The 24,293-nt window shown below is 41.7% G+C and carries 22 protein-coding genes; 3 read left to right on the top strand and 19 right to left on the bottom strand.

All coding sequences use genetic code 11. The annotated features are described in order from the left end of the window. Positions 1-3 precede the first annotated feature (3 nt). Positions 4-906: a phosphate butyryltransferase gene (yqiS, locus tag BMZ58_RS01915; protein WP_075034853.1), complete on the bottom strand. Its 903-nt coding sequence runs from the start codon at positions 904-906 to the stop codon at positions 4-6. A gap of 101 nt (positions 907-1,007) precedes the next feature. Beyond that, complete coding sequence (locus BMZ58_RS01910; protein ID WP_075034852.1) at positions 1,008-3,083, bottom strand: sigma-54 interaction domain-containing protein; 2,076 nt, start codon at positions 3,081-3,083, stop codon at positions 1,008-1,010. Between the two features lie 134 nt (positions 3,084-3,217). Here BMZ58_RS01910 and BMZ58_RS01905 point away from each other — a divergent pair, with 134 nt between their 5' ends. The 3 genes from BMZ58_RS01905 to BMZ58_RS01895 are packed head-to-tail and all read left to right on the top strand — an operon-like array spanning position 3,218 to position 6,128. Then, entirely contained in the window at positions 3,218-3,463 is a 246-nt protein-coding gene (locus BMZ58_RS01905) for a DUF2627 domain-containing protein (protein WP_083412473.1), read from the top strand. A 14-nt stretch (positions 3,464-3,477) separates the two neighbouring features. Continuing rightward, positions 3,478-5,385, top strand: a complete 1,908-nt coding sequence (locus BMZ58_RS01900; RefSeq protein ID WP_075034850.1) for a DUF294 nucleotidyltransferase-like domain-containing protein — start codon at positions 3,478-3,480, stop codon at positions 5,383-5,385. Further along, on the top strand, positions 5,385-6,128 hold the full coding sequence (locus tag BMZ58_RS01895) for a 3'-5' exonuclease (RefSeq protein ID WP_075034849.1): 744 nt from the start codon (positions 5,385-5,387) through the stop codon (positions 6,126-6,128). The genes BMZ58_RS01900 and BMZ58_RS01895 overlap by 1 nt, the downstream gene beginning before the upstream one ends. 150 nt (positions 6,129-6,278) lie before the next feature. Here the strand turns inward: BMZ58_RS01895 and BMZ58_RS01890 are convergent, their stop codons facing one another. From BMZ58_RS01890 to BMZ58_RS01805, 17 genes are all read right to left on the bottom strand, one after another. Further along, the gene (locus BMZ58_RS01890; protein WP_075034848.1) at positions 6,279-7,628 is read right to left on the bottom strand and encodes an aspartate kinase; all 1,350 of its coding nucleotides are present in this window, start codon (positions 7,626-7,628) and stop codon (positions 6,279-6,281) included. A gap of 588 nt (positions 7,629-8,216) precedes the next feature. Next, positions 8,217-8,996 (bottom strand): sporulation transcription factor Spo0A, encoded by a 780-nt coding sequence (spo0A, locus tag BMZ58_RS01880; RefSeq protein ID WP_075034846.1) that lies wholly within the window; start codon positions 8,994-8,996, stop codon positions 8,217-8,219. Positions 8,997-9,272: 276 nt separating this feature from the next. Next, a complete protein-coding gene (gene spoIVB, locus BMZ58_RS01875) occupies positions 9,273-10,520 on the bottom strand; it encodes a SpoIVB peptidase (protein WP_075034845.1) in 1,248 nt (415 codons plus the stop codon). Between the two features lie 348 nt (positions 10,521-10,868). Next, positions 10,869-12,590, bottom strand: coding sequence for a DNA repair protein RecN (gene recN, locus BMZ58_RS01870; RefSeq protein WP_075034844.1), 1,722 nt, complete (start codon positions 12,588-12,590; stop codon positions 10,869-10,871). A 17-nt stretch (positions 12,591-12,607) separates the two neighbouring features. Continuing rightward, a complete protein-coding gene (ahrC, locus tag BMZ58_RS01865) occupies positions 12,608-13,057 on the bottom strand; it encodes a transcriptional regulator AhrC/ArgR (protein ID WP_075035096.1) in 450 nt (149 codons plus the stop codon). Between the two features lie 62 nt (positions 13,058-13,119). After that, on the bottom strand, positions 13,120-13,944 hold the full coding sequence (locus BMZ58_RS01860) for a TlyA family RNA methyltransferase (RefSeq protein WP_075034843.1): 825 nt from the start codon (positions 13,942-13,944) through the stop codon (positions 13,120-13,122). Positions 13,945-13,949: 5 nt separating this feature from the next. Further along, entirely contained in the window at positions 13,950-15,842 is a 1,893-nt protein-coding gene (gene dxs / locus BMZ58_RS01855) for a 1-deoxy-D-xylulose-5-phosphate synthase (protein WP_075034842.1), read from the bottom strand. Between the two features lie 18 nt (positions 15,843-15,860). Next, positions 15,861-16,460 carry a CNNM metal transporter family protein gene (locus BMZ58_RS01850; RefSeq protein ID WP_075034841.1) on the bottom strand — a complete coding sequence of 200 codons (600 nt, stop codon included), beginning with the start codon at positions 16,458-16,460 and terminating at the stop codon, positions 15,861-15,863. Positions 16,461-17,164: 704 nt separating this feature from the next. Continuing rightward, positions 17,165-18,043 carry a polyprenyl synthetase family protein gene (locus BMZ58_RS01845; protein WP_075034840.1) on the bottom strand — a complete coding sequence of 293 codons (879 nt, stop codon included), beginning with the start codon at positions 18,041-18,043 and terminating at the stop codon, positions 17,165-17,167. A 3-nt stretch (positions 18,044-18,046) separates the two neighbouring features. Then, positions 18,047-18,289, bottom strand: a complete 243-nt coding sequence (locus tag BMZ58_RS01840; protein WP_075034839.1) for an exodeoxyribonuclease VII small subunit — start codon at positions 18,287-18,289, stop codon at positions 18,047-18,049. Continuing rightward, positions 18,273-19,625 (bottom strand): exodeoxyribonuclease VII large subunit, encoded by a 1,353-nt coding sequence (gene xseA / locus BMZ58_RS01835; protein WP_075034838.1) that lies wholly within the window; start codon positions 19,623-19,625, stop codon positions 18,273-18,275. Before xseA ends, BMZ58_RS01840 begins: the two co-directional genes overlap by 17 nt. A 12-nt stretch (positions 19,626-19,637) precedes the next feature. Further along, the gene (gene folD, locus BMZ58_RS01830; protein ID WP_075034837.1) at positions 19,638-20,489 is read right to left on the bottom strand and encodes a bifunctional methylenetetrahydrofolate dehydrogenase/methenyltetrahydrofolate cyclohydrolase FolD; all 852 of its coding nucleotides are present in this window, start codon (positions 20,487-20,489) and stop codon (positions 19,638-19,640) included. Between the two features lie 23 nt (positions 20,490-20,512). After that, positions 20,513-20,890 carry a transcription antitermination factor NusB gene (gene nusB / locus BMZ58_RS01825; protein ID WP_075034836.1) on the bottom strand — a complete coding sequence of 126 codons (378 nt, stop codon included), beginning with the start codon at positions 20,888-20,890 and terminating at the stop codon, positions 20,513-20,515. A gap of 184 nt (positions 20,891-21,074) precedes the next feature. Beyond that, the gene (locus BMZ58_RS01820; RefSeq protein WP_075034835.1) at positions 21,075-21,479 is read right to left on the bottom strand and encodes an Asp23/Gls24 family envelope stress response protein; all 405 of its coding nucleotides are present in this window, start codon (positions 21,477-21,479) and stop codon (positions 21,075-21,077) included. A 15-nt stretch (positions 21,480-21,494) separates the two neighbouring features. Beyond that, positions 21,495-22,853 (bottom strand): acetyl-CoA carboxylase biotin carboxylase subunit, encoded by a 1,359-nt coding sequence (gene accC, locus BMZ58_RS01815; RefSeq protein ID WP_075034834.1) that lies wholly within the window; start codon positions 22,851-22,853, stop codon positions 21,495-21,497. 16 nt (positions 22,854-22,869) lie between these two features. Next, on the bottom strand, positions 22,870-23,376 hold the full coding sequence (gene accB / locus BMZ58_RS01810; protein WP_075034833.1) for an acetyl-CoA carboxylase biotin carboxyl carrier protein: 507 nt from the start codon (positions 23,374-23,376) through the stop codon (positions 22,870-22,872). A gap of 354 nt (positions 23,377-23,730) precedes the next feature. Next, positions 23,731-24,282, bottom strand: coding sequence for a SpoIIIAH-like family protein (locus BMZ58_RS01805; protein ID WP_075034832.1), 552 nt, complete (start codon positions 24,280-24,282; stop codon positions 23,731-23,733). Between the last annotated feature and the right edge of the window lie 11 nt (positions 24,283-24,293).

The raw sequence follows: 24,293 nt of genomic DNA, 5'->3' as shown, positions 1-24,293 counted from the left end.
CTCCTAAGATTGACTGGCTTTTAGAGCTAGCGCCAGTGAATAAATTTTACTTTGAGCGTCATCTGCACGGGACGTCAATACAATTGGAGCGCGTGCCCCACTGATGACGCCAGCTACTTTGGCCTGTGCAAAATAAATAAACGATTTATATAAAGCGTTCGCGACTTCAATGGAGGGTACCATAAGAATATCCGCATTGCCAGCCACTTCCGAAGTGATTCCTTTTTGTTCGGCTGCATCGGGGTCCACCGCATTGTCAAAAGCAAGTGGACCATCCACGATGCACCCTTTAATTTGACCCCGCCGATTCATCTGTGAAAGTACAGCCGCGTCGTGAGTCGCTGTCATAGCTGGATTGACAACTTCTACTGCCGCTAATGGTGCTACTTTTGGATTTTCCCATCCGGCCTCTCTCGCAACTTCTACTGCATTGTCTATAATCTGTACTTTTTCTTCCAAGCTTGGAGCTATATTCATCGCTGCATCCGTTAGAAAAATCAACTTATTTCTTCCAGGTACTTCGAATAAAGCCACATGGGATAAGACAGTCCCTTTCCGAAGGCCATATTCTTTATTTAAAACAGCCTTCAACAGTGTCTTTGTGTCTATGTGGCCTTTCATGACCACGTGAGCCTCACCTTTATGGACGGCCTTAACTGCTGTAAGAGCTGAGTCTTTCTCAGAGGCGGGAATAATTTCAACCCCTTTTTGACCCAAGTCTAATCCGACTGTTCTTGCTTCCTTTCTTATGTCATCTTCCACACCTACTAAGAAAAATTCGGCAAGCTCTGATTCCCTGGCGAGTTTTACAGCTTTAAGTACCTCTGAATCTGCTGCCTGGGCAATGGCTACAGTTTTCAGTGCTTGACGATCGATTTTATCGACCAATTCGTCTAATGATTTCATGCACTCACCTCTTCCCTCTTTTTATATGCAACATTCATGCCAACTTATATATTGTCGAAAAGTCTATTTTAAAGATGTTCCAGTGATTGCAAAAACTTGCATTACGAAAAATTTTGCATGCTACTTTTATCTAATTTATATTTTTCTAATTTATAATATAAGTTACGGATGGAGATTCCCAGTGCTTTGGCTGTTTGTGTTTTATTGAAGTCGTGAGAACGATAGGCGTCGGCCAGCATTTTTTTCTCATATTCATCAACAGCCTGCTGCAACGTCTCTCCAAGCCAAGCTGTTCCATGGTCCATAGAACCGTCCACTGTTGGCTCTTTATTCAACCGCGGTAAATGTTCAGCCTTAATGGTGTCTTCCATATTTTCCATATAAATCATCGCTCTTCCGATGATATTTTCAAGCTCTCTTACGTTCCCTGGCCAATCATAATCTTCCAACCTCCGGAAAGCTTCTTCACTTACTGCGGTCACGTGCCGTCCGTAATCTTCATTCAACTTTTGAATCAAATGCTCTGTTAACAAACCTACATCCCCTTTCCTCTCCCTAAGAGGAGGAATATAGATAGGAAGTCGATTAAGACGATAATAAAGATCTTCACGGAAGTTTTTGTTCATGATTGCTTTTTCAAGATTTATATTTGTAGCAGCAATCACCCGGACATCCACATGTACAGGTTTTGTCCCACCTACACGGATGATTTCATTTTCCTGGAGAACCCGGAGTAATTTCGCTTGCATCGGCAGGGTCAATTCTCCAATCTCATCTAAAAAGATACTACCATTGTTAGCCTCTTCGAACAGACCTTTCTTACCCCCACGTTTTGCACCTGAAAAAGCACCATCTTCATAGCCGAACAATTCACTTTCTAGTAATGATTCTGCGATGGCAGCACAATTGACACGGATAAACTTATTATGGCGCCGCTTGCTTTCGTTATGAATAGCATGGGCGAAAAGTTCCTTTCCTGTACCAGACTCACCGCGCAACAACACGGAAGCTGGCGTCCGTGCCCCCACCTTCGCCTGTTCCAGTGCTAATGTCATTTCCGATGAATCCCCTATAATGTCATCGAAGGTATATTTAGCTTCAAGACTGCGAATGATTTGGCGTGCTCTTTTCAATTCACTTGTCAATGCTTGAATTTCTGAGACATCGTGAAGGACACCGACACTCCCTTTCAGTTTGCCATCCACAATAACAGGAGCGACATTTACTAAGACATCCTTTTTGGCCGGACCCACTTTCATGCGCACACCGCGTACCGCTCTTCTTGTCCTCAGCACTTTCATATGCATACTTTCGCCTTCTGAAATATCAACAGTTGCTGGTTTTCCGACAATTTCTTTTTCAGAAAGACCGGTAATCCTGGTGTAGGCAGGGTTGATCATTAAACCGCTTCCATTTTCGTCGACAACGGAAATCGCTTCATCCGAAGAATGGATGATCGCTTCAAGCATTGTTTTCACTTCTTTTAAATCAGTGATTTCTTCGGCAAGATTGACGACTTCCGTTATATCTTTAAAAACCGCATATGCTCCAATGATTTTCTGATCCTCCCCAATCATCGGGATGCGGGTTGTAATGACTTTTTTTCCATTTTCAAGGGTCAGTTTCTGATTAACTTCTTCTGTTCGGGATGTCAAAATTTGCGGCAGTCTTGACGCCGGTATAATTTCATTGACCGATTCTCCGACTATATCCGACTTATCCTTCTCAACGATACGTTCGGCGCTTTTATTGATAAAGCTAACTTTGCCTTTTGCATCAATAACAATCATTCCGTCATGGATACTGTTCAGAATCAGGTGTTGGTTTTCTGTCTGCTGTTTCAATTTCTGAACAAGTGTTTCTTTCTCTTCCAGCAATTCAGCAGTCACATAAGCAACTGATCCAGGAATGACTACTGTAGAATGACTCCTTGCCTCGAGAATCTCGTCGAAGACTTCTTCTTCCCCTGTAGCTTCAATAACGATATCAATCTCTTTATGTATCCAATCTTCCCATCGGCGGTCTGTGGCTATTCCATACGTTTCAGCTAATAAGAGCCCAGGCGCTTCAGGGTTTATATCTGTCACAGCTACAACCTCCATACGGTCCATTTGATTCAACAATTTCAGCAGAGCTGTTCCACCTTTTCCTGCCCCAACAATCAATACTCGTTTCATTTCACCACACCCTGCAACTTTTTGCGTAACTTAATCGTACATCAATCTGCACTATTTAGCAAGTACGTTGACAGTTCCCTCTCGCTTTACCATTTGATATACTTATCATGGATTGAAATAAAGGAGTTACGATTATGCGTTTAATTGCCTTGCTAGTGTTAGTCACCCCAGGTATTATTGCTGTTTATGGAATCAAGTTAATCCGCGACACCTTGTTTGGTGAATTTCATGACGTCTTTTTCCATATTGCGATTCAAGGGCTTTTAGGAGTCGTGTTTGTCATAGGAGGTCTCGCTTTCATCGGAGGCTTCATCCTTCACCGAGATAAAAAGCGCAATTTGACAAAAGGCCGTTTCAAACAAAACAAAGAACCGAAATGAAGGAGTTTTGCTCTGTGACAGAGTTTGAATTATTCAGGAAGCAATATCCTTTCGATTTGCTTACTGACGAAGAATTTGATGATGTATTCGGAAAAGCGGTGGTCAAAGAGTTCACAAAAAACGAATTCATCATCCATGAAGACCAGGAGGACGATACGATTGATATCCACTTCATGGTATCCGGCTTAGCTAAAAATATCATGCACCGGTCGAACGGACGTCAGCTTTCCGTCCGTTTTTATTATCCAGGTGATCTGGTCGGAGTGATGATTTTACTCACAAGTGGAGAGATGAGGTTTTCGGTACAAGCGTTAGAACCTATTAAAACCATTTGCTTTGAACGCGAGTCATTTCTGCAAGTAATGTCAAACAACCACCATTTCTCCAAAGTAGTAATGGATGGGATTAGTCATTTAATGAAGAGTTTATATGATGAAGTGAAATATAAAAGTTCTACTACCGATGAACAGGATGATCGGGAGCTTTATAAAAAAAGAGCCGATGCTTATATGGAGCCACCGACGTTCATACATCCAGAAGCTCCTATTGAAAAAGCAGCGAGGATGCTCCAACAACAAAAGATAGAAGCACTCATAGTCAGTGACGATGATCAGACAATGCTTGGGATGATCGGCTATGGACAGATTTTAAAAGCTTATTTTGAGAACGATCACAACAATCCTGTCAAAGCCTATATGGCAGAGGAAGCGTATGAGATCAATGAGCAAGAGTTCATCTATGACGCTTTAAGTTATTTAAAACACCATCCAACGGAGATCATCCCAGTGCTTCACAAAGACAAAGTGGTTGGCATTTTGAGACAATCATCCTTTTTCACCATTAAAAATTCCGTTTACTTTGACTTAACTTATAAGATTTCCAATGCAACAAGTATTGAAGAAATCAAACCCTTATCCCCTATATACAACGAGCGATTCCAAAAGTTTGTCTTCAGCCTGATTAAAGAGCACATGTTCGCTTTTGATATCGCAGAATTGATGACGAACTATAATGACCGTATCCATAAGCAAGTGGTGCAAATCGCAGAAGATGAAATGATACGGGAAGGGCACGGAGCACCTCCCGTCAACTATTGCTTTCTTGTAATGGGTAGTGAAGGAAGAAAAGAGCAGGCTTTTTCTACGGATCAGGATAATGCATTAATCCTGGCCGATTATGAAAACAGCAAACAGAAAGATAAAATAGAAAAATATTTCGTATTATTCACGAAGAAAATTAACGATATGCTCGATGAGTGTGGTTTTCCTTATTGCACTGGCGGTATTATGGCTAAAGAAGATAAATGGCGTCAGCAAACGACCGAGTGGCACGAGAGCATCGATCGTTGGATTAACAGGATGGATGCCGAAGAAATACGGGACTTTACGATTTTCATGGATTTTCGTCCTATTTTCGGCGACTACTCCCTTGCCTACGACTTAAAAAAGTATGTAACAAAACGTGTCCAAAAATCTTTGAACCTGCACCAGCTGCTCATGAAAGACACACTTCGATTCCGCGTTCCTGTCCAGCCATTTGGTCGTATTTCCGGGATTGGAAAAAAACGGACACTGAACTTGAAAAAGTCAGCCATCATGCAGATCGTCAATGCCATCCGCATTTATAGCATGAAGTATGGCATTGAAGAAATTAATACGGTTAACCGGTTAGAAGCTTTAGCAGAGCAAGAGCGCTTCCACCCGCGCGATGTCGAGAATGCTAAGACAGCTTTGCACAGATTGATGCTTTTCCGCTTAAAAACAAACTTGAATCAGCTTGAGGAAGATGAACCTCTTAGCAATGACCTGAAGCTGGGACCATTGAAAAAAGAAGAACGTCGCTCCTTAAGAGAGGCCCTGATTATTGCTAAGCGTCTTCAACAAGTATTGGAACTGAGCTATAACCGAAATCGGGTGGTTTGATGTTACCTGTTGACTTACAAATTCTTAAGTATCTTTTGTTTGAAAAACCTATCTATCATTTTAAAATAAAACCGTATTTGAAATGGCACAGTTACGAACAGTTACAAAATAATCTTTTAGAACACACGCAAGGAGAAGGACTGGATCAGAAACCTTTAGAAGAACTGGATTTCACCATTTTCGATTTAGAAACGACTGGCTTCCTCCCTGAAATCGGTCATGAGATCATTTCAATAGGAGCCATTCGACTAAACGGACTTCATGCCTGTCGACGGGAAAAATTCCACCAGGTCATACGGCCGATTCGTCCAGTGAACAACCAGACATTAAAACTTACTGGACTTACTAAAGAACGCCTGAAAAACGCCAGCCCTTTCATTGATGGGTTTCAAAATTTCATGTCGTTCAGCGAGGGTTCTGTCCTCGTTGCTCATCCTGCAAAATTTGATATGCGCTTTTTACGGACAATGTTGAAAAGGTGGAAACTTCCCGATTATACCCCACATGTCATTGATTCCCAACTGATGGCCCAATGGCTGCTCCCTAACGTACGTCATCAACTGGATCCATTGTTGAAGTATGTGGGAATCGACAAGCGGGACAGGCACCATGCCTTAAACGACGCCATTATGACTGCAGAACTATTTCGATATTTACTATCAAGAACTATTGATCAGAATGTCCACACTTTACATCATTTAAATCAAAAATTAGCTCAGCAAAAAAAGGCAAAGCAGAAATAACTGCTTTGCCTTTTTCCTTTCAGACTATTAGAGAAAGGTGTGATGAGCGAATTTCATAAAAGAAGGCAACAGACAGAAAGACAAACCGACCTCTTCCTTCCGGTTACCGCCCCTTCTGAGTACCTTTTCTTCTCCTATCGACTCATAATATTATTCAAAAAAAGTATGATACAGAGATTGGACCGCTTTACTCAAGTTCGAGGATTTCACTCCAAACATCATAGAGACTTCAGAAGATCCTTGGTTAATCATTTCAATGTTGACATCAGCTTCACGAAAGGCTACAGCTGCACGACTGGCAATCCCGATTGTTTGGTTCATTCCCTCACCAACAATCATGATCATTGCCATATCACGTTCGATCATTACTGTATCTACCTGCAACTCTTCTTTGATCCTTTGTACAACTACCTCTTCTTTTTCTGGCGGGAGATGATGCTCTCTGAGGACGACGGACATATCATCGATTCCAGAAGGTGCATGCTCAAAGGAAACTCCCTCATCCTCAAGTATTTGTAGTAAACGCCGACCGAAACCGACTTCCCTGTTCATTAAGTATTTACTTACATACAAGTTTAAGAACCCTTCATCACTGGCAATACCTACCACGTGACTTTCCCGCTCTGGAAGATCAGCAACAATCATCGTACCTGGTGCTGATGGGTTATTGGTATTTTTAATACATACAGGGATTTTCTCTTTAAAAGCAGGTATGAGTGCTTCATCGTGGAATACGGAAAATCCAGCATAAGAAAGCTCCCTCATTTCCCTATATGTAAGTGATGTCAGTTGTTTCGGCTGATCGACGTACATTGGGTTGACACAATAAACCGAATCTACATCTGTAAAGTTTTCATACATATCTGCCTTCAATCCTGCAGCTACAATGGAACCCGTGATATCAGATCCCCCTCGCGAGAATGTGACTAATTGGCCTTCGGGCGTAAAACCAAAGAATCCAGGGATAACGAGAATCTCATTTCTGTTGCGCAAAGCATACAGTTGTTCAAAACTTTCTTCAAGTACAAGGGCTCCTCCTACTTGATCCCGGACAAGAATACCTGCCTCCTTCGGATTAACGTAAGAAGCAGCTGAGCCTTTTGAATGCAGATAAGAGCTGACTAAGAGTGCGGATCCATCTTCTCCACATGCTTTAAGTGCATCGAGTGCATGTGGAGAGCTTTTTTCGACAAGCTTTACCGCTTCATCAATTTTATCTCTCACCATTTCTGCGACACGTAGCGGAAGGTTTAATTCTTCCGCCATTGTCCGGAAACGATCAATGATTTGTTTGTAAATAGCGTCATCCATATCTCCTGTTTGGATTGATTCACCTAAAGCGATAAGAAGGTCTGTCACTTTCGTATCTCCACTAAACCGTTTACCCGGTGCGGAAACAACCACTACCCTCCGTTGTTCATCTGATTCGATAATACTTCTGACTTTCTCAATCTGACTTGCATCAGCAAGTGAACTGCCTCCAAATTTGACAACTTTCATATAAACGACACCCCATTAAAGAAACAAAGTAATTAATAATTAAGAATTGTATCACAAATGCAGGAAGGAAATGAATAACTTTTTTCAAATAATCGTTTTTTTCTTCATTTTACGACATGAGTTTGGGAATTTTTACATTAATTATATAAATGTGTTACATGTTTTCTTTTTTTTCGATATGATGGAAGTAAGAGGAAGGGTGGTTCTATGGTTTTGCGTATGGATGGATTCGGGGGAACTCGTTACTATCCCGAAAACAGCGAATTAACAATAGTATGCACATACAAGAGCATTGGACATAGATATGTCATCGTCCAATATTTAGACCTCCCTTTCAGCTATAGAAAAGTAAATAGAGACGGTCTGTGTTTTTTAGAGCCAAAGCTTTATGACTTCCTCTGTAGCGAGCTCGAAAGAATAGACTCCGGTTTCTATGATGACGATGAACTTGCGTTAAAAATAATACAGAAAATGTGCCAGCAAAAACACAAGCCCGAGCATTGAAACTCTCGGGCTTGTGTTATTATTCAGCTCCATCCGGCTGGTTCACTTATGCGTTTTGTGTCTTTTTCAGGGCACGTGCGCTTTTTAGCTCGCTCTATGTTCTAAACGTAAACGGTCAGCGACCATGGCAATGAATTCACTGTTTGTCGGCTTTGCTTTCGTGTTGGATATGGTATAGCCGAATAGTGAAGATATCGCATCAATATTTCCCCTGTTCCAGGCTACCTCAATGGCATGGCGGATAGCACGTTCTACTCGGGAAGCTGTCGTATTATATTTTGTAGCAATATCCGGATAAAGGACTTTTGTAATCGATCCAAGTAATTCAAGATCACTGTACACCATTGTGATTGCTTCACGTAAATACTGGTAACCTTTGATGTGAGCAGGAACACCAACTTCATGAATTATATGAGTAATACTAGTGTCTAAATCAGGTTTCTTCGCCTTCGTAGAAGTATAACTGTTACCGAGCGCACGGTTGATCGGATCTCCAGCATGCTTGATTTGTCGGACTTGTTCGCCAAGGTGATCCAAATCGAATGGCTTCATCATAAAGTATGCAGCACCTAGTTCAACTGCTTTTTTCGTCACTTCTTCCTGACCGAATGCAGTAAGCATAATAACTTCCGGGTGCTTGTCCATACCCTTCAACTTGTTCAATACAGCCAGCCCATCCAAATGCGGCATAATAATATCAAGAATTAAAACGTCAGGCTGTTTTTCTTCCACCATTTGGAGACAGTCTTTACCGTTGTAGGAAGTGCCAACGACCTCAATATCGGACGTATCTTCAAAATATTCCTCAAGAAGCTTTACCAGCTCGCGGTTATCATCAGCCAAACATACTTGAATCTTTTCCATTTATTTTCCTCCTTACAAAATGGTCCTTCTTTTTTCTGTAACTCACATATTCGACAACAACAATTTTAACCCTCTTTTATTATAACAAAAAATTTTCATAATTTGAGATTATCTTGAAAATGCTTTGAAATACTTAATTATTCGTAGCAATTCGACATTATATACATACAGTTTGTCGAAATATGTCGAATTAAATTAAATATGATATCAGGTGTTTTTAATACTTAGTATATATATCCATAGACAACAAAAAGAAGAGCCTTGATAAGGGCTCTTCTAACTTGCTTTTTGATCTTTATTGTCTTCTTCGTAAATATTGATACCGGCTTCTTGTAGCATCCACTCAATGTGTACCCCATATCCGCTTGTCGGATCATTGACGAACACGTGAGTGACTGCACCAATTATTTTTCCATTTTGTATAATAGGACTTCCACTCATCCCCTGAACGATACCTCCAGTTTTGTCCAGTAGTTCAGGGTCGGTAATTTTTACAATCATACCTTTCGTCACAGCTGACTTCTTCGGTGTGTTACTTACAATCTCAACATCAAAGGTCTGCATTTCTTCTCCATCCAGGACGGTCATTATTTGAGCAGGTCCTTCTTCCACTTGTTCAGCGAATCCTACTGGAATTCCGTCTGGATATGCTTCATTTTGAATTTTCCCATCCAACTTACCGAAAATTCCAAATGGAGTGTTCTTCGTAATATTTCCTAAGCGATCATCCCTTAACGAGAATTTTGCTTTCTTTTCCCCCGGGACGCCTTGACTTCCTTTTTCAATCGATGTTACATGCGATCTTACGATCGTTCCTTCATGAATCTCTATCGGTTTTTTAGTGTCCATATCGGATATTACATGACCTAAAGCACCGTATTTCTTTGATTCTGGGTCATAGAAGGTCATCGTACCAATCCCTGCTGCTGAATCGCGAATGTAAAGACCAATTTGGTATTCTTTTTCTTGATTATTGAAAGCAGGGGTTAAAGTGGTGCTAATAATTTCTTTTCCTCGCTTAATTTTGAAGTCAATCGCCTTTTCTTCCTCACCTGATGCTTTCACGATTGACGATAGCTCTTCCATACTATTGAGCTCTTGACCGTTTCCTTCCAGTAAGATATCACCAACTAAAACGTCAGCATCTTCTCCTGGGGAAGTTTTCTCTTCGCCTTTGCCAGTCACTAAATGATGTCCTACAACGAGGACGCCTTTTGTATGCAACTCAACACCTACGGACTGGCCACCAGGGATCAAACGTATATCACGCATTTGATTTACGTCTGTTTTCTTAACGGGAACCCCGGCGAATTCGTAAAATACTTGATGATCATCAGTAGATGAAAAAGCCGTCAAAGCTTCTGTATCTTCATTTACTGCTATTGATTCTCCATCATCTGCAGCACTGATTTTCACTTCTGTAGGGATGGACAGATAGTTATGGACAGGGGCAATGAAAGGTAAAATGAGCATGAACAGCAGGAGAACGGAACCGCAAATATATTTAAATGTCTGTTGTTTCACGGATTCACACTCCTTATCACTCCAGTACCAACTAAATGGCTTACTTATAATGTGGTCTTGGACAGCCTTTTTTAAACGAGCATAATCACAGTAATTATAGTACCGATTCCCTTGTAATGAAACATTCTCCAAGGTATATGAAAAGATTGGATATTCTGGCCAAAATGGCGCTACATCATGGATCACCTACTTCAGGCGAGCCGAATAAACAGAATCGACAAAAATAGATGATCCACCGCGTAGAATGCGGTAACGACAGTTAGCTCTCTCCCCAGACGTTGTTTCATACTTTAAGCCATATAAAAAACGCATGGAAATGTTCCCATGCGTTTAGGCTTTATCAATTATTTATTTTTTATGTTTATCTGCCATAACCAGTAATTCCCTTGCATGTTCCACTGTTGTTTCGGTAAGTTCTGCTCCTGTTATCATACGGGATATTTCGTCTGCCTTCTCGTCATGGTCCAACTCTTTTGCAACAGTATGTGTACGAGCATTATCCACACGTTTTTCAATTCGAACGTGAGTATCAGCCATCGCTGCTACTTGTGGCAAATGAGAAATACAGAGGACTTGTGACCCTTCAGAGATTCCATATATTTTCTCTGCAATTGCTTGCGCCACTCGTCCACTTACACCGGTATCTACCTCATCAAAAATGACGCTTGTAACACCTTGGTGCCTTGAAAAGATCCGCTTTAATGCAAGCATAATTCGTGACATTTCACCGCCAGAAGCGACTTTATGTAATTCTTTGAGTGGTTCGCCGGGGTTTGTTGTAATAAGGAATTTAACAATATCGATACCATTCGGAAGGAGCTGCACAGGTTGTCCGTCCAACGTAGGATCAGTACTTTTCCCTTCTTTCATATCAATAGCAACATCAAAGGAAGCCTTTTCTAAATAAAGATCTCTTAACTCCTCATGTATATAATCCGAGAGGGTTTGAGCAGATTCCTTTCGTATGTCATGAATTGCTTTCGCTTCCATCACCGCGTCTTGAGCAAGTTCATGGATTTCGTTTTCCATTTTACTCAAATGGGAATCTTTATGTCGGATTTCGTCAATCTCTTCCTCGATTTTCGAGGCATATTGGAGCATATCGTCGACTGTTGCGCCATACTTCTTTTTCAATCGGTTCAGTTCATTTAAACGAGTTTCTACTTGATTTAATCGTTCTGGATCAAATTCGAGTGCAGACATTTGATTACTCAGTTGAAAAGTCATTTCTTCAATAATATAGTAGGCGTTCGACATTTCTTCAGAAAGCTTTGCTAACTGATCATCGACATCCGAAGTACTTTCAAGCGAGGTCATCGCATGACTCAGCCAATCTAATCCTTTCTGTTCTCCATATAAAGAATAATATGCATCATGGATACCTTGGTAAATTTTTTCATAATTCATCAACTTTTTCCGTTCTTCTTCCAGGCTCTCATCTTCGAGCGGTTCCATTTCAGCTTCTTGTAATTCACGAAGTTGGAATTCAAGCAGATCCAGACGCTGTGCCATTTCTTGCTCATTTTCACTCAGTTCTTTATAACGCTTCATAAGGGCGCGATACTTTTCAAAAACTTGATGATACTCTTCCTTAGAAGGTTTTATATCACTGCTGGCGAAAACATCTAATAGCTCTATGTGACGATCAGGATCCATTAACGATTGTGTTTCATGTTGACTGTGAATGTCTATCAACGTATGACCGAACTCTTTCATAATCCCTAATGTTACGAGCTTGCCGTTGACTCGACATATACTTTTGCCCTGATGAGTAATCGTCCTCTGCAACACCACCATCCCGTCTTCACTAATATCAACGCCAAACTCTTGGCCCGTTTTGTAAATCGGATGATCAGGTTCCACAGTAAATAACCCTTCAATTTCGGCTTTCTTTGTTCCATGACGAACAAACTCAACAGACCCTCGCCCTCCGGAAAGCAGTTGAATCGCATCAATGATAATCGATTTACCTGCTCCTGTTTCACCGGTAAGGACCGTTAATCCTTCTTTGAACGTGATTGAAATTCGATCAATAATTGCAAAATCACGAATAGACAATTCTGTTAGCATGAAACTTCCACCTCAGCTTATAGCATATTGAGCAATTGCTCGCTTATCGTTTCCGTATGATCTGCACTACGGCAAATGATCAAACATGTATCATCACCACATATGGTTCCCATTATTTCGTCCCATTCTAAATTATCGACAAGCGCACCGACAGCATTGGCGTTCCCAGGAAGAGTTTTCAATATAATAAAATGCCCAGCGCGATCTATACTAACGAAAGCATCCATCATCAGACGTTTCAGCTTCTCAAATGGATTGAAGCGTTGATCAGCAGGTAAACTGTATTTATAACGACCGTCCATCATCGGCACTTTTACAAGATGCAATTCTTTAATGTCTCTGGAAACAGTGGCTTGTGTTACATTATAGCCCATACCCTTTAAACGATCGACTAACTCATCCTGGGTTTCAATATCGTCATTCGTAATCAATTCTCTGATTTTGATATGACGTTGTCCTTTATTCATGACCATCCTCCGTTTCAGTCCTTCCATAAGAAAAGGGCCTATCATAAGCCCTTTTACGTACATTATGCGTTTTTGCTATGCTCTTCATGCGCTTCACTTATGACAGTGTCAATATTTATCCCGTCTAAAACTACTCCTTTACCTTCTGTGGTTAATCGTAAGTGTACGAGAAATTCAATATTTCCGTCTCCACCGGTTATCGGAGAAAAAGTGAGTCCATAAACAGAATAGCCGTGATCCATTGCAAAATCAAGAATTGTTTCAACGACCTCTTTATGTATTTCAGGGTCTTTGATAATTCCCTTTTTTCCTACTTGCTCACGACCAGCTTCGAATTGAGGTTTAATCAAAGCAATCACATCTCCCTGTTCCTCAAGGATGGTCGCCAGAACAGGTAAGATGATTTTTAATGAAATGAATGAAACATCGATCGATGCAAATTGCGGTTGGCCTTCTGTCAGTTCACTTTTCGTTACATAACGAAAGTTCGTCCGTTCCATAACAACCACTTGCTCGTGGTTACGAAGTGACCAATCAAGCTGGTTATAACCGACATCAATCGCATAACTCAACTTCGCTCCATTTTGCAAGGCACAATCCGTGAAACCCCCAGTGGAAGAACCAATATCGACCATAATTTTGTCCTCTACTGAAAGATCGAAAACGTTCAAGGCTTTTTCAAGTTTCAAGCCTCCACGACTTACGTATGGGATTGCCTTTCCTTTTACGGTTAGTTCTGTGTCTTCGTCTATTTTCTGACCCGGCTTGTCTAAACGCACCTGGTTATGAAATACCAACCCTGCCATAATTGTCCGCTTTGCTTTTTCCCGTGTTTCTACATACCCTTTTTCAACAAGTAAAACGTCTAGTCTTATTTTTCTTCCCATATCCGTTAAGCCCTTTGCTGTTTAGTCGGCACCATATGCTTCAGGTGATGAACCATATTATCTGGTGTTAAACCAATTTCTTCCCACAATTTGTCTACACTTCCGTGCTCAATGAAACGGTCAGGAATTCCCATTCGTTTCACCCATTGGGAAGAGTATCCATGTTCCTCTGCAAATTCAAGTATACTTGAGCCGAATCCACCCTGCAAAACTGCTTCTTCAACGGTAAGAATCGGCAACCCTTCTTTCATGATGTCATGCAACATACCATCGTCCAGCGGCTTGATGTACCTTGCATTAATAACACGTACCGAACGTCCTTCTTTCTTCATCCGTTCACTAGCTTCTAAGGCCATATCGAGCGTCGTTCCAAATGTAAGGATGACAGCGTCTTTGCCATCCTTCAACACTTCCCAACTACCAATAGGAATTGTATAAGGTGCCTTATCCGTATTCACACCTTTAGCATTTCCTCGTGGATAACGAATCGCGAATGGTCCGTCATTATATTGAGCTGCTGTATGCACAAGATGCTGTGCCTCATTTTCGTCTTTCGGCATAGTGATAATCATGTTTGGTACAGAACGTAAAAAGGCAATATCGAATACCCCTTGGTGTGTTTCCCCATCTGCACCTACAAGACCCGCACGGTCAATACCGAAAATAACGTTCAGTTTTTGTCTGGCCACATCATGGACAACCTGATCATACCCACGTTGTAAGAAAGTTGAATAGATCGCAAGAAATGGTTTCATGCCTTGGGTGGCTAGTCCTGCTGACATTGTTGTTGCATGTTGTTCAGCAATTCCTACATCGAATAATCGATCAGGGAATTCTTCCCCGAACTTTTCTAATTTGGACCCGAGGATCATTGCAGGGGTAACCGCAACGATACGTGTGTCTTTTCTCGCCTCATTGCGAAGAGATTCACTTATAACAGAACTCCAGGCAGGTGGTGCATCTACAGGTTTGATTTTTTCACCTGACTCGATTTTATACGGACCAACCCCATGCCATTTGTCCTTCACATCCGTTTCAGCAGGATGGTAACCTTTCCCCTTCTGAGTCATTACGTGAACAATTACAGGCCCCTCTGTCTTTTTGGCATAATTCAGGTTTTCAAGAAGGTCGTTGAAATCATGACCATCCACTGGACCGTAATAAGTGAATCCTAGTTCTTCAAAAAACATTCCAGGAACGACGAAATATTTCATACTGTCTTTAAGACGCTCAGCAGCTTGTGCAATTCTTCCTCCTACTGCAGGAATCTTCTTAAGGATCCATTCTAAATCATCTTTAACACGGTGATATTTACCGGCACTTCTCATGCGGCCTAATGCCCCATGGAGAGCACCTACATTTTTAGCGATCGACATTTCATTGTCGTTAAGGATAACGGTTACATTCTTTTTCTCATGTCCGATATGGTTCAATGCTTCCAGAGCCATACCACCTGTCAAAGCACCGTCACCAATAATCGGTAAAATCGAATGGGTTTCTTTTCTTAGATCACGGGCAATTGCCATTCCCATTGCTGCTGATAAAGAGGTCGAACTGTGCCCTGTTTCCCATACATCATGTTCGCTCTCATCCCGCTTAGGGAAACCGCATAAACCTCTATATTGACGAAGAGAATCAAATTGGCCTCCACGTCCGGTCAATATTTTATGGATGTATGATTGATGACCTACATCCCAAAGAAAGCGATCCTCCGGGCTTTTATAAACTTTGTGCAAAGCTAAAGTAAGCTCGACAACTCCCAGGTTAGCGCCGAGGTGCCCACCTGTAGCTGCCAGATTTTCAATAAGAAATTGTCTCGTTTCTTCTGCAAATTCTTCTAATTGATTTGTATTCATATCCTTCAGGATCGAAGGGTCTTTGATTTTACACAGATCCATTAAAGGACCCCCTTGTATTTATCTTGATTTTTTAGTGGACGACGGTGCACTTGTTACTATTCTTACTTTCAGGCGATTTTCTAACCATGCAATGATTTTAGCCGCGAAAAATATAATATCCGTAGATTTATTGATGGCCAGAAACTTACCCAGTGCTTTTCCGCCGACTGTCAATGCTGCGACAATGCTTGTTAATACTACAGATATGACAATCTGTATTGTCGAACCGTCACTGTAGCCGAAAGAATTAGCCAGTTGAATAACAACCACGGCGGATGCCGTCCCACTAACTATACCAGATATATCCCCTATAACGTCGTTACAGAAACTTGCAAATCGGTCTGCATTTCTGACAATAGCAATCGCTTCTTTAGCGCCTTTCACTTTTTCCGAAGCCATAGCATGAAATGGTTGTTCTGCTGCCGCAGTGGCAGCGATACCGAGCATATCAAATACGACCCCTGTAAAAACGATAATTAATACGATAACAAGGCCGAAAATCCATATAACTCCACTTAAAACGGAAGAAGATATAACTGAAAAAATAGCCGCTAACACGAATGTGATAACGGCAATACTTAAACTGAATTGTACGGATTTTTTAAATTTATTGTCCATTTCAAACCTCTATATCAGTAATTTATAAAATCATATGTAAGGAAAGGAATGGTCATGTATTAAGTAAAAATTGCGGCTTAGGTCTAGTAGGTTTTCCCAGGCGAGTACCGAGTGTCACCACTCTGGCGGTTCCCCTTTAAACTCGCCTCAGCCCCGTCTCCGGTGACTGGACTAGATTGCCACTTAGTCCGCACTATAATTCCTAATCCATGTCCATAGAACAGTCTAGGGGATTTCCCCGACAGCCTTTGGCCGTTCCTTAGCCTCTTTTGCAGTCTTGATTTCATATAGTTTACGCACCAGGGCCTCAGTGGCCATCTGAAGTCACATGGTGTTCAATGACTATAATCCCCTCAAAACCACTCAAGGCAGGCTACGCTGCGCATATAGAAATTCATCCATATACTGCAGGTTCATACCCCATTTCATAACGGCATCTGGCTCAGATACCATTACAAGAATGGGCCTCCGCGGAAGCAGGGTCAACGCCCACATGCCTTTGTGGATCGCCCTGCGACCTTAACTCCCAGCATCAACCCAAGGCTGGGCGCCTCAAGCCGACACAAGGAACTTCATCGATGTGCCCTTTGGCGGATTTTTAGGCCCGCCTTCAGGAACGGAGGGCCGACTAGAATACTGCACCATTCCTTTTGTAATCATAATATATCACATTTTGGCATGTGACTCAATGGAAATGAATTTCCTTAATGGTCACGGGTACTTAAATATTGAATCAACTCGGCTAACCTTGTTTGTTCCACCCCTGCCTTTGTTAAAGCCTGGAGGGCGATTTGTACATATCTCTCTTTTTGATCGATAGCCCCTTCAAGTCCGAGCAGTTGGGGGTATGTGCTTTTATGGTTTCCTTCATCACTGCCAGCCGGCTTCCCGATCACTTCCGAATCGCCTGTTACATCGAGGATATCATCCTGTATTTGAAAAATAAGACCCAGGGCTTCTGCCATTTCTTTCATCTCACTCAAGGCTTCCTCTGAAGCATTCCCAAGATAAGCACCTGCCATAATGGAGAATTTTAATAGCTGGCCTGTTTTATTCCTATGAATGCTTTCCAGTACTTCTAAACTGACTTGTGTATTTTCACTTAGCATATCTTGCATTTGACCTTCGACCATGCCTCTGGCTCCACTTGCCTTTGTTAGCTCACTTATTAAAAAGACACGCTCCCGATCATTTAAATGAGCGTCTTCTGCAATCACTTGTGAACTCAGTGCCAATAAAGCGTCACCAGCAAGAATTGCAGTTGCCTCATCAAAGCGTTTATGATTTGTTGGCAACCCTCTTCTCATATCATCATCATCCATCGCTGGAAGGTCATCATGGATTAACGAATAGGTGTGGACCATTTCAAGAGCAGAGGCCACTCCCAACACTTTCTCTTCAGAAGCTCCGAATGCTTTAGCTGTGGCTAATAGCAATACAGGACGAAGTCTCTTACCTCCTGCTTCTATGGAATACATAATCGAATCCTGCAATCTGCCTGGAACCGTGTAATCACGGACGAATAGTTGAAGTTGCTTGTTGATCAGTTGTCGTTTTTCAATAAGATATTCCGATAACTGCACGACTCATTCTTCCTCCTGTACAGAGAAAGGTTCGAGTTCCCCATGTTCGTTCATAATCTGCTGCATCTGGTTTTCCACATTCCCCAGCTTTTCACTGCAAAGCTTGGAGAGTTTCATACCTTCTTGGTAGTACTGGATAGCTTTTTCTAAAGGGACTTCCCCTGTTTCCAACTTCTCAACGATATCTTCCAACTGCTTCATGGCTTCTTCAAAACTGATTTCTGTGTTTTTATCCGTCATCTTCATCCTCCTTTACAGCGGTCACCTTGCAGGCGATCATTCCATCTTGCACCTTAAGTGAGAGTGAATCTCCACGTTCCACATGATGAACACGTTTGACGACATCTCCTTTTTCATCAAAAGGAATAGCATATCCCCGTTTCATGATATCTAATGGATTCACGAGTGTTAATTTATCGATATTTGTGTGGAACCGCTCTTTCTTCTTTTGTAAAAGATTTTCAAACCTTTTTTGTAACTGAATTGTTTGTTTGACTAGTGAATCAGAACCATCCTTTATTTTCGTTCCTGGTCCCTGCTGTCGCAGACGTTTCCCCATATTGGTCCACTGCTCTTTACGGTTTGAATGGACATTTTTCATTTGCCTTGTCAGACGCTCAAGCACTCTATCGAGATCCTGCTCTTTCTGACGCATCAACTGTTCGGGATATTTAAACGCATAGGACTTTTTCATGCGATTCAGCTTTTGCATAGCTTCTGACTTCTGAACATTCATCACTCGTACTAGGCGTAGATCCAGGTTTCGAACCTGCTCTTTTAATTCTGCTATAGACGGCACAGCAAGCTCAGCTGCTCCCGACGGGGTTGCCGCTCTCACATCTGCTACAAAGTCACTTATGGTCGTGTCTGTTTCATGTCCGACCGCTGAAATAATAGGTGTGCCAGAGTTCGCAATCGCTCGTGCCACCTTTTCCTCATTGAAGCCCCACAAATCCTCGATAGAACCTCCGCCACGGCCGACAATCAATACATCGAAATCCATGTGCTCATTTGCATACTCTATTGCCCTCACAACCGAATCCGCTGCTTTTTCTCCTTGTACTAGCACTGGCAAAACTGTCACAGGTACGATAGGATAACGTCTTTGAATCGTTGTCATAATATCACGCACAGCTGCCCCTGTCGGTGAAGTTATAACTCCGACATGTTTCGGATATGTAGGTAGAGGTTTTTTGCGTTCAAAAGCGAATAACCCCTCTTTTTCGAGCTTCTCTTTCAACTGCTCAAAAGCAAAATACAGGGCGCCGATGCCATCCGGCTGCATCTCTTTGATGTATAGCTGATACTGCCCCATCGGTTCGTAAACGTTGACTTCCCCTTTGACGAGCACGTTCATCCCATTCTCAGGAATGAACTTTAAGGAACGGTTATTCCCAGCAAACATTACCGCTTGGATTCTAGCCTGTTCATCCTTTAATGAAAGGTACATATGGCCCCTGCTGTGATGTTTGAAATTGGATATTTCCGCACGGAGCCAAACTGATTTCAAGTGAGGATCACCGGAAAGTTTACGTTTTATATATTTTGTCAATGCCGTAACGGTCAAATATTGATCCTGCACTTTAGAACCTCCTTACTGGTTATGAATACGCTTGGCGGCTTTGATTGTATTATGAAGAAGCATAGTAATCGTCATCGGACCTACCCCTTTAGGAACAGGTGTGATATGAGAGGCTACTTCTTTTGCTGACTCAAAGTCGACATCTCCGGTTAATTTACCGTCCACTCGATTGACACCCACATCAATGACGACAGCCCCTTCTTTAATATCCTCTCCCGTTATAAGGGAAGGTTTTCCTGCTGCAACAATCAGGATATCCGCCTTTTTTGTATGGGATTGTAAGTCTTTGGTTCGTGAGTGACAATGGGTAACGGTCGCATTTTCGTTAAGCAGTAGTTGCCCCACCGGCTTCCCGACCAAATTACTACGGCCGACGATCACCACATGCTTACCCTCGAGCGTAATATTAACTCTGTTTAGCATAACAAGGATTCCATATGGGGTGCACGGGAAAAAGGTGTCTTGTCCCGTCAGCATTTTCCCGACGTTTTCTGGGTGAAAACCATCGACATCTTTTCTTGGATCAATAGCTTCAATGATTTTTTGATCGGAAATATGATCAGGAACTGGTAACTGAACAAGGATACCGTGGACACTCTCATCCTTATTCAAGCGGCTGATCAAGTCCAAAAGTTCTTTTTCTGATGTATCTTCTGATAATTCGATTAAATCAGAGTCCATCCCCACTTTTTCCGAAGCACGCTGCTTACCTTTCACGTAGGACATAGAAGCAGGATCTTCCCCGATAATCACTACAACCAATTTCGGTCGAATACCTCTATGATGTAAATCACTTACTTCCTCTTTCATTTCTTGACGAAGATCCTCGGCGAGCTGTTTTCCGTAAATGACTTCTGCTGACATTTCCCATTCCCCCTAGTAAATACTTAAACCATTTTAGATAGTACGCCATTGACAAACTTGCCTGATTCTTCTTCTCCGAATATTTTGGCAAGCTCAATCGCTTCGTTTATTGCTACTTGTGTCGGAACATCTTCCTTATACTTCATTTCATAAGCAGCCATTCTCAGCACTGTCTTTTCGACCTTGGCTAATCGCTTTATCGTCCAGTGATCTAAATGATCTGAAATCCACTCGTCCAATTCATCGCGTTTTTGCATGACCCCATGGACTAAATCGTATAAGAAGTCGTCTACTTCCGTTCCTTCGACTACGTGCTCAATCGCCTCATCGGTATCGATTTCATTCGTAATCGTTTGAAAAAGCGCCTGGAAGGCTTTCTCACGTGCTGTGCGTCGTTTCATGTTCATTCTCCTTTAAGGTGATATCCGTTAGAATAATAACATTTTAATGGAACAAAAGCCATTATGATCAGAGCATTAATCATGAATTAAATGGACTGATCATTTCCCTACGATACCTTCCCTCTTTTACTTTTTTATTTGTTCAAGAAAAAATCAGAAAGGGATACCCCCTTTCTGATTAGTTTTAATATTCTTCTGTTTCCAATTCTTCCTCTTTAGTTGTCTCCATTTGGACTCCAACAATGTGGACATTGATTTCATTGATTTCCAGTGCTGTCATGTTTTTAAGCGCTTGCCTTGTGTTGTCCTGGATTTTTTGTGCTGTATCGGGAATTGAAATACCATAATCCATGACTACGTACGCATCGATCAAAATCCCATCATCTGTCAATTCTACTTTGACCCCTTTGCCGTGGTTTTTCTTACCGAGGCGTTCCGCTACGCCAGAAGCGAAGTTACCACGCATAGAAGCGACACCTGCCACTTCAGAAACAGCGATACCAGCGATCACTTCAATTACTTCAGGAGCAATCTCGATGTTGCCTAATGTCGATCCGTCCGTCACATTCAACAATTGCTTATCACTCACAAATGACCACTCCTTTTAAGATTCATCTTTCATTATATTATATTTTTCTAAGAATTTTGTATTAAAGTCACCTTCGACAAATACTTCATGTTCCATCATTCGCTGATGAAAAGGAATCGTTGTGTGTACGCCTTCAATGACAAACTCATCTAACGCCCGCTTCATGCGACGAATAGCTTCATCACGATCACGACCATAAGTTATTAGTTTGGCAACCATTGAATCATAATAAGGCGGAATCATATAACCTGGATAAGCGGCGGAATCCACGCGGACGCCAAGCCCTCCTGGTGGTAAATACATCTCGATTTTCCCGGCCGAAGGCATGAAATCCTTGTATGGATTCTCTGCGTTGATCCGGCATTCGATAGACCACCCTTCGAACGTAATATCATCCTGTTTGAAGGAAAGCTGTTCGTTATTAGCAATCAACAGCATTTCTTTGATCAAATCCACACCTGTCACCATTTCCGTTACTGGGTGTTCGACCTGAATCCTTGTATTCATTTCCATAAAATAAAAAGAATCGTCTTCCTTATCATAAATGAATTCTACTGTACCGGCGCCAGAATAGTTAACAGCAAGTGCAGCTTTGACTGCTGCGTCACCCATCTTCGCACGCATTTTTTCAGAAATTGCTGGGGAAGGTGTCTCCTCAATCAATTTTTGAAGGCGGCGCTGAATCGTACAATCGCGTTCACCCAAGTGAACTGCATTTCCGTGGTTATCTGCTAACACTTGAATTTCAACATGGCGGAAATCTTCAATGAATTTTTCAATATATACCCCAGGGTTTCCGAAAGCTGTTTCTGCTTCCTGTTGAGTCATACGGATCCCTTTTTTCAGATCTTCTTCATCACGCGCTACTCGAATTCCTTTACCGCCACCACCTGCAGTCGCTTTAATAATGACAGGGTAGCCTATTTCTTCAGCAACTCTAAGACCTTCTTCTTCATCTTTTATGATACCTGCTGATCCTGGCACTACTGGAACTCCAGCTTCCTTCATTGTTTCACGGGCCACATCTTTTGTCCCCATTTTTTGGATAGCATAGGAAGAAGGACCAATGAATGTGATATTACATTCTTCACACATTTCCGCGAACTCTGCATTCTCTGATAAAAATCCATAACCCGGGTGAATGGCGTCTGTTTCGGTGGAAGTCGCTAAACTCATGATGTTGGTATAGTTCAAATAACTATCTTTACTTAGTGTTGGGCCGACACAATACGCTTCATCAGCCATTTGTACATGCAATGCTTCTTTATCTGCTTCGGAGTACACAGCGACCGTCTCAATGCCCATTTCTTTACATGCACGAATGATTCGGACGGCTATTTCTCCTCTGTTTGCTATAAGAACTTTTTTAATCAAAACGTCTCATCCTCCGTTACTTAGACTTTACACGGAATAACGGCTGTCCATATTCCACTAGCTCGCCGTCTTTAACAAGAATCTCGACGATTTCCCCTGATACTTCCGCTTCAATTTCGTTGAAAAGTTTCATCGCTTCGACGATACACACAACGGAATCTTCTTTCACTTGATCTCCTACTTTTACATACGCATCCTGTTCTGGTGATGGCGATGAATAGAATGTCCCAACCATCGGAGACTTCACTTCCGCATCAAAATCAGCAGTGCTTTCTTCTGTTTTCGGAGATTCTTGTTTAGCTGATTCTTCCTTCACTTCTTGCTGTGGTGCATGCTCAGCAGGCTCCTGCTTCGGCTCAGGTTTCGGTTGAACAGGTTGTTGAACCTGGACTGGCTCTTTAACGATTTGTTCTTGTTGTTTCTTCATGGATACTTTGGTTCCATTCGCTTCATAGCAAAATTCATCGATATTAGACTTATCGATCAACTTTATGATTTCTCGGATTTCTTGTACCTTCAACATTTACGGCACCCCTTTATGTATAATTACTTTTATAACTGGTACTAATAACTCCTCTTAACATTCTATTATACAATGCCACTTCCCTGCAACTTACGACAAAAATAGAGAAGCAGTCTTGTGAAAGGCCTCTCCCCTTCAGAGCGAATTCTAATCATAGTTAAGAATAAATATTTTTTCTATATGAACAAGATTTTCATGTATTAAACCTTACGCGATCATTATTCCACCAAATAAAATAACCCTATTAAAGCGATTGTTATTTCTGCAAAATTACCCATATGTTACCAAACATTACTAACACTTCACAAAATTAAAAACCCCATTCCATGAAAGAAATGGGGTTTATTTCTTTGATTAACTTGCTGGTTGGAACTGGACCTGGACTCGTTTTTCACCAAACTCATCAGAAACCATTTGAATGATTTGGTTTGTTTCTGTTTTGGATAATTCTTCTGCCTTTACAGTTACGTGGACGACGTCATCTTCTGCACGGACGAGAACATCATCATAGGCGGCACTTGCGCGAATTGTATTTTCAATGATGGATTCCTTGGATTGAGTAGCTTTGATCGTTTCCATTTTTTCTATTGCTTCATTCTTTTCTGCTGTGCTGAAATCACTGGAGGCCATAATTTCAGAAAGTTGTTCTTGCATTTGATCCCGTTGGTTTTGCATATCCATGCGGATAGCTGTAAAAAGCTCATCTGTAGAGACTTGGGAAATGACCGTCCCATCCCCCGTTGTTTCTACCCCTTCTTCATCAGTTGCTTCCCCTGTGATTTCTGCCCACTCATCTTCTTGAATAAATGCCATCTCTCCATTATCCGGTGAAGTCATATAATAGACACTTAATACAATCAATAGACTCAACATCGTCAACAACCAAACCGTTTGCTTTTTAACCAAGGTAACCCCTC

It is taken from the genome of Halobacillus dabanensis, assembly GCF_900114165.1.
Taxonomy (GTDB): Bacteria; Bacillota; Bacilli; order Bacillales; family Halobacillaceae; genus Halobacillus; species Halobacillus dabanensis.
This window is presented reverse-complemented; position numbering and strand designations above follow the sequence as displayed.

Bases quoted from the DNA above. Each gene is read 5' to 3' on its own strand.
- yqiS (WP_075034853.1), bottom strand. From the start codon at position 906: ATGAAATCATTAGACGAATTGGTCGATAAAATCGATCGTCAAGCACTG.
- BMZ58_RS01910 (WP_075034852.1), bottom strand. From the start codon at position 3,083: ATGAAACGAGTATTGATTGTTGGGGCAGGAAAAGGTGGAACAGCTCTG.
- BMZ58_RS01905 (WP_083412473.1), top strand. From the start codon at position 3,218: ATGCGTTTAATTGCCTTGCTAGTGTTAGTCACCCCAGGTATTATTGCT.
- BMZ58_RS01895 (WP_075034849.1), top strand. From the start codon at position 5,385: ATGTTACCTGTTGACTTACAAATTCTTAAGTATCTTTTGTTTGAAAAA.
- BMZ58_RS01890 (WP_075034848.1), bottom strand. From the start codon at position 7,628: ATGAAAGTTGTCAAATTTGGAGGCAGTTCACTTGCTGATGCAAGTCAG.
- spo0A (WP_075034846.1), bottom strand. From the start codon at position 8,996: ATGGAAAAGATTCAAGTATGTTTGGCTGATGATAACCGCGAGCTGGTA.
- recN (WP_075034844.1), bottom strand. From the start codon at position 12,590: ATGCTAACAGAATTGTCTATTCGTGATTTTGCAATTATTGATCGAATT.
- ahrC (WP_075035096.1), bottom strand. From the start codon at position 13,057: ATGAATAAAGGACAACGTCATATCAAAATCAGAGAATTGATTACGAAT.
- BMZ58_RS01860 (WP_075034843.1), bottom strand. From the start codon at position 13,944: ATGGGAAGAAAAATAAGACTAGACGTTTTACTTGTTGAAAAAGGGTAT.
- dxs (WP_075034842.1), bottom strand. From the start codon at position 15,842: ATGGATCTGTGTAAAATCAAAGACCCTTCGATCCTGAAGGATATGAAT.
- BMZ58_RS01850 (WP_075034841.1), bottom strand. From the start codon at position 16,460: ATGGACAATAAATTTAAAAAATCCGTACAATTCAGTTTAAGTATTGCC.
- BMZ58_RS01840 (WP_075034839.1), bottom strand. From the start codon at position 18,289: ATGAAGATGACGGATAAAAACACAGAAATCAGTTTTGAAGAAGCCATG.
- folD (WP_075034837.1), bottom strand. From the start codon at position 20,489: ATGTCAGCAGAAGTCATTTACGGAAAACAGCTCGCCGAGGATCTTCGT.
- nusB (WP_075034836.1), bottom strand. From the start codon at position 20,890: ATGAAACGACGCACAGCACGTGAGAAAGCCTTCCAGGCGCTTTTTCAA.
- accB (WP_075034833.1), bottom strand. From the start codon at position 23,376: ATGTTGAAGGTACAAGAAATCCGAGAAATCATAAAGTTGATCGATAAG.